Below are 4,781 nucleotides of genomic sequence, written 5' to 3' on the forward strand. Positions count from 1 at the left end.
CACCACCGCCGTGATCTCGAAGCCTGGCTGCGCAGCTATCGGCCCCACGAGTTGTTCGACGACGACGGCGCTCCCGTCGCGGCCCTGCGCGATCTGGCACCGCGCGGCACCCGGCGGATGAGCGCCAACCCCCACACCAACGGGGGAGCGGTGCTGCGCGATCTGGTCCTGCCCGACTTCCGCGACTACGCCGTCGACGTCCCCGAACCGGCCACCGCCACCGCCGAAGCCACCCGAGTCCTCGGCACCTTCCTGCGCGACATCATGCGGCGCAACGACGAGAACTTCCGGGTGTTCGCCCCGGACGAGAACAACTCCAACCGCCTCGACGCCGTCCTCGACGCCACCGACCGCACCTGGAACGCACGCATCGACCCGGGCGACGACCGTCTCGCCCCCGACGGCCGGGTCATGGAGATCCTGTCCGAACACACCTGTCAGGGCTGGCTCGAGGGCTACCTGCTCACCGGACGGCACGGATTGTTCTCCAGCTACGAGGCTTTCGCGCATCTGGTCGACTCGATGGTCAACCAGCACGCGAAATGGCTGCTCACCACCAACCGCATCCGGTGGCGCCGGCCGATTCCGTCGCTGAACTATCTGCTCACCTCACACGTGTGGCGACAGGATCACAACGGCTTCTCGCACCAGGATCCCGGTTTCATCGACCACGTCGTCAACAAGAAACCCGAGGTGGTGCGCGTGTATCTGCCGCCGGACGCCAACACCCTGCTCTCGGTGGCCGACCATTGCCTGCGCACCCGCCAATACATCAACGTGATCGTCGCGGGTAAGCAACCTGCCGTGCAGTTTCTCGACATCGACGACGCGATGACCCACTGCCGCAAGGGTATCGGAATCTGGCAGTGGGCCTCGACCGACCGGGACGCCGAGCCGGATGTGGTGCTCGCCTGCGCCGGGGACATCCCCACGACGGAAACCCTTGCGGCCGTCGACATCCTGCACCGCCGCTTTCCCGACCTGCGGATCCGGGTGGTCAACGTCGTCGACCTCATGCGCTTGCAGGACGATCGGACGCATCCGCACGGCCTGCCCGACGCGCACTTCGACGCGTTGTTCACCACCGACAGGCCGGTGGTCTTCGCCTACCACGGTTATCCGTGGCTGATCCACCGCCTCGTCTACCGGCGCACCAACCACGAGAACTTCCACGTCCACGGATACATCGAGGAGGGCACCACCACCACGCCGTTCGACATGTGCGTGCTCAACCGCATCGACCGCTACCACCTCGCCCTCGACGTCCTGGACCGCGTCGAGAGGATCCGGCCGATCGCCGGGCACGCCCGTGACGAACTCGAGAACATCCTCGCCGAACACACCCGCTACGTGCGCACCCACGGTGAGGACATGCCGGTGATCACCGACTGGCACTGGCAAGGGGTCGGAATCGACTGAACGTCACACCGCGCCGCGGCGGGTGAGCCGACCGGCGGTGAAGGCGTCGAGATCGACCTCGTCGAGGGAGGTGACCACCAGATCGGCGCCGGCGTCCTCGAGGTCGTCGGTGTCGCCGAAGCGCGCTACCCCGAGCGCCCACATGCCGCCGGCCTTCGCCGCCTGCACCCCGCTGATCGCGTCCTCGACCACCACGCACTCGGCGGCGGGCACGTCGAGTTCGCTCGCGGCGGTGAGGAACAAGTCCGGGTCGGGTTTGCCGTGGGCGACCGGGCGTCCCGACAGATCCGCGTCGAACCGGTCGAGCAGCGTCTCGCCCGGCCGGTCGTGGGCGGGGATCGCCCGCAGAAACAGAGCGGCGTTCCTCGATGACGACGCGGCTGCCACCGCGATGCCCGCAGCCTGCACCGCGGCGACGAAGCGCACCCCGTCGTCGTAGGCGTGGAATCGCCGTTCGTCGATCAGCTGCAGCAACCGGGCCTGTTTGCGGTCGGCGTACTCGACGGCACGGCGGTCGGCGTCCGGTACCGCGAAGTGTTCGAGGGCGGCGCGGGCACCGTCCATCCGCGGCCGGCCCGACAGCACCTGCCGGTACACGGCGGCGGTGAATGCGTCCTCCTTCCAGGAGGTCCCGGGTCGCAGATCCTTCCAGTCACCGGTCATCAACTCCGCCAGTGCTTCCCGCCAAGCCGTCTCGTGCGGTGAGTCGACGAGCACCCCGTCGACGTCGAAGATCACCGCGCGGAATCTCGACCGTGTCTCGGCCACGATGTCCTCCTGTGGTCAGGCCGGGACGGCGGCGAGCCGGAACTCGTGCGAGTCGCCCGGGCCGAGCTCGACGAGTTCACCCTCGACCGCGATCCGCACCGGAACCCGGAAACCCTCCGTCTCGGCGCGCACCGACAATTTGTCGCCGTCGATCCGCACCCGCAGGGGAGTGCCGCGATACCGCATGGAGTAGGACACCCCGTCGAGGTGCGAGATCAACTTGGGCCGGAAGACGAGTACGTCGCCGTAGGCGCGGGCACCGACGTAATAGCGCTGCACCAGATCGAGGGTGCCGCCCATGACCCCCATGTGGATGCCCTCCTTGGTGGTGCCGCCCTGCAGGTCGCTCACGTCGCTCTCGAGCGCGAGCTTGAACCGCAGCCACGACGACTGTGGATCGAAGGTGGCGAGTACACCGGCGAACGTCACGTGACTGAGCGTCGAACCGTGCGAGGTGCGCCGGTCGTAGTAGTCGACGGTGCGGCGCACCAGATCGCGATCGTAGGGACAGCCGAGTCGCTCGAACACCTGCCGCAGTTCGGCGTCGTCGAACAGGAAGAACAACATCACCGTGTCGGCCTGTTTGGCGACCTTGTAGGCATCCGGGTCGCGTCCCTCGGCGCGCAGGATGCGGTCCATCCGCCCGATGTTGCCGTACTCGGTGCGGTAGTGCTCCCAGTCGAGTTCCTCGAGGTCCTCGTAACCTTCGAACTGGCTGATCACCCCGTCGTGATAGGGCACGAACATCTTGCGACTCATCTCCGACCAGGTGCGCAGTTCCGCGTCGCTGACGCGCAGCCGGGCCCGCAGCGCGGTGCGCCGGCTCTTCGAAAGCACCTCGAAGACGTCGAGGGCCCGCGCCGCGATCCACGCGGCCATCACGTTCGTGTACGCATTGTTGCGCAGGCCGGCCTCGTGGGCACCCGGATACCGTTCGTGGAATTCGTCCGGGCCCATCACCCCGTGGATCTCGTAGCGATCCCGGTCGGGATTGTAGTGCGCGATCGACGCCCAGAAACGGGCGATCTCGAGCATCATCTCGGCGCCGTAGTCGGCGAGGAAGTCGACGTCGTCGGTGGCCCGGTAGTAGTGCCACACGTTGTAGAAGATCGCGGCACTGACGTGCCGCTGGTTGCGGCTCAGATCCGGATCCCACTGCCCCGACATCGGATTGAGATGCACCGTCTGCGTCTCCTCCGTGCCGTCGCTGCCGCTCTGCCAGGGGAACATCGCGCCCCGGTAACCGGCCTCGCTCGCCGCGGCCTGTGCCTCACCGAGCCGCCGGTAGCGGTAGAGGATCAGCCCTTTCGTGATCTCGGGGACCCGCATGTTCAGGAAGGGATAGACGAACATCTCGTCCCAGAACACGTGCCCGCGATAGGCCTCGCCGTTGAGTCCGCGCGCCGGCACCCCGGCGTCGAGACGTGAGGTGTGTCGCGAACAGACCTGCAGCACATGCGAGACGTGCAGGCGGAGCAGCAACTGCGCCCGCGGCTCCCGCGGCAGCCGGATGTCGCAGATGTCCCACAACTCGTCCCAGGCCGCGACGTGCTCGTCGTACGCCTTGGCGAAATCCGGATAACGCAGCACGTGTCGGCCCGCCGAGGCGAGGGGTTCGGTGATCGCGTCGTCGCGGGAGGTGAACATCGCCACCATCTTCTCGATCCGCACCGTCGACCCCGCGGCGATGTCGAACGAGAGCACCTGCTGGATGTAGTCCTCCATCTGGTACAGATCCCGATCGACGAGCATCGCCCCTTCCGAACCTTCCCGGAACACCCGGGTCCGTGCGGCCTGGGCGATATAGGTGTCGGACTGGCGGATCTGCACTTTCAAGGCGATCGTCTCGGGACCGTAGGTGCGCGGCGAGACCGGATCGAGGTGCCGGGCCTCGAGATCGCGGTAGCGGGCCACAGCGCGGTTGGAGACCCGCCCATCGAGGGCGGTGACGATCTCGACCCGCCCCGACCAGTTCTCCGGGGTCAGCGACCATTCGAGCGCGCCCTGGTTCGGATGTTCCATGCTCACGAAACGCCTGCTGCGCAGCGAGGTCTCGCGGCCGTGCCGATCACGGAACCGGAGCTCGCGGGCGACGGTGGCCGTGCGGATGTCGTAGATGTGCCGGTACGCCAGGATCTCCACCTGCGCCAGGCGGATCGCCTCCCCACCGTCGATGCGCAGCTTCAGCACGAGCCAGTTCGGGAGATTGACCAGATCCTCGTTGAGGACCGGGCTCCCGCCCATGATGGTGGTCTCGCGGTTGTAGCAGCGGTGCGCGTACGTCCCCGGATAGTGGGCCTCGCCCATGTCCTCCCACTCGGCGGTGCCCCGCGAGCAGAAGTAGCCGTTTCCCGTCGACGTCAGGGCCTCGCGCAGGCGTTCGTCGTCGGGATCGAAACCGTCGTAGTCGAGCGTGAACTCCGGGTCGTACACGCGAGCCTCCTGGCGGGTCGTAGTCGGCACGTACTGTCCGGCGGTGCTCTCACCCGGCGGCGCTGTCATCTACCCACGGGCCGACAGGAAGCGTTCGACGTCGTCGACGGAGGCCAGCACGAACTCGGCGTCGGTGCGGCGACCGGCCATCTCCCGGGTCG

The 4,781-nt window shown here is 67.4% G+C and carries 2 protein-coding genes and 1 pseudogene; 1 reads left to right on the forward strand and 2 read right to left on the reverse strand.

Going from position 1 to position 4,781, the window contains the following annotated elements; translation table 11 throughout:
• Positions 1-1,419 (forward strand): annotated as a pseudogene (locus tag R1101_RS0116050) (phosphoketolase family protein); the annotation flags it as partial.
• Positions 1,420-1,422: 3 nt separating this feature from the next.
• On the opposite strand, the gene R1101_RS0116055 reads toward R1101_RS0116050, so the two are convergent.
• On the reverse strand, positions 1,423-2,187 hold the full coding sequence (locus R1101_RS0116055) for an HAD family hydrolase (RefSeq protein ID WP_016934401.1): 765 nt from the start codon (positions 2,185-2,187) through the stop codon (positions 1,423-1,425).
• A gap of 15 nt (positions 2,188-2,202) precedes the next feature.
• On the reverse strand, positions 2,203-4,620 hold the full coding sequence (locus R1101_RS0116060; RefSeq protein WP_026003344.1) for a glycoside hydrolase family 65 protein: 2,418 nt from the start codon (positions 4,618-4,620) through the stop codon (positions 2,203-2,205).
• Positions 4,621-4,781: the final 161 nt, after the last annotated feature.

Source organism: Rhodococcus sp. R1101 (assembly GCF_000278445.1).
GTDB classification, from domain to species: Bacteria; Actinomycetota; Actinomycetes; order Mycobacteriales; family Mycobacteriaceae; genus Rhodococcus; species Rhodococcus gordoniae.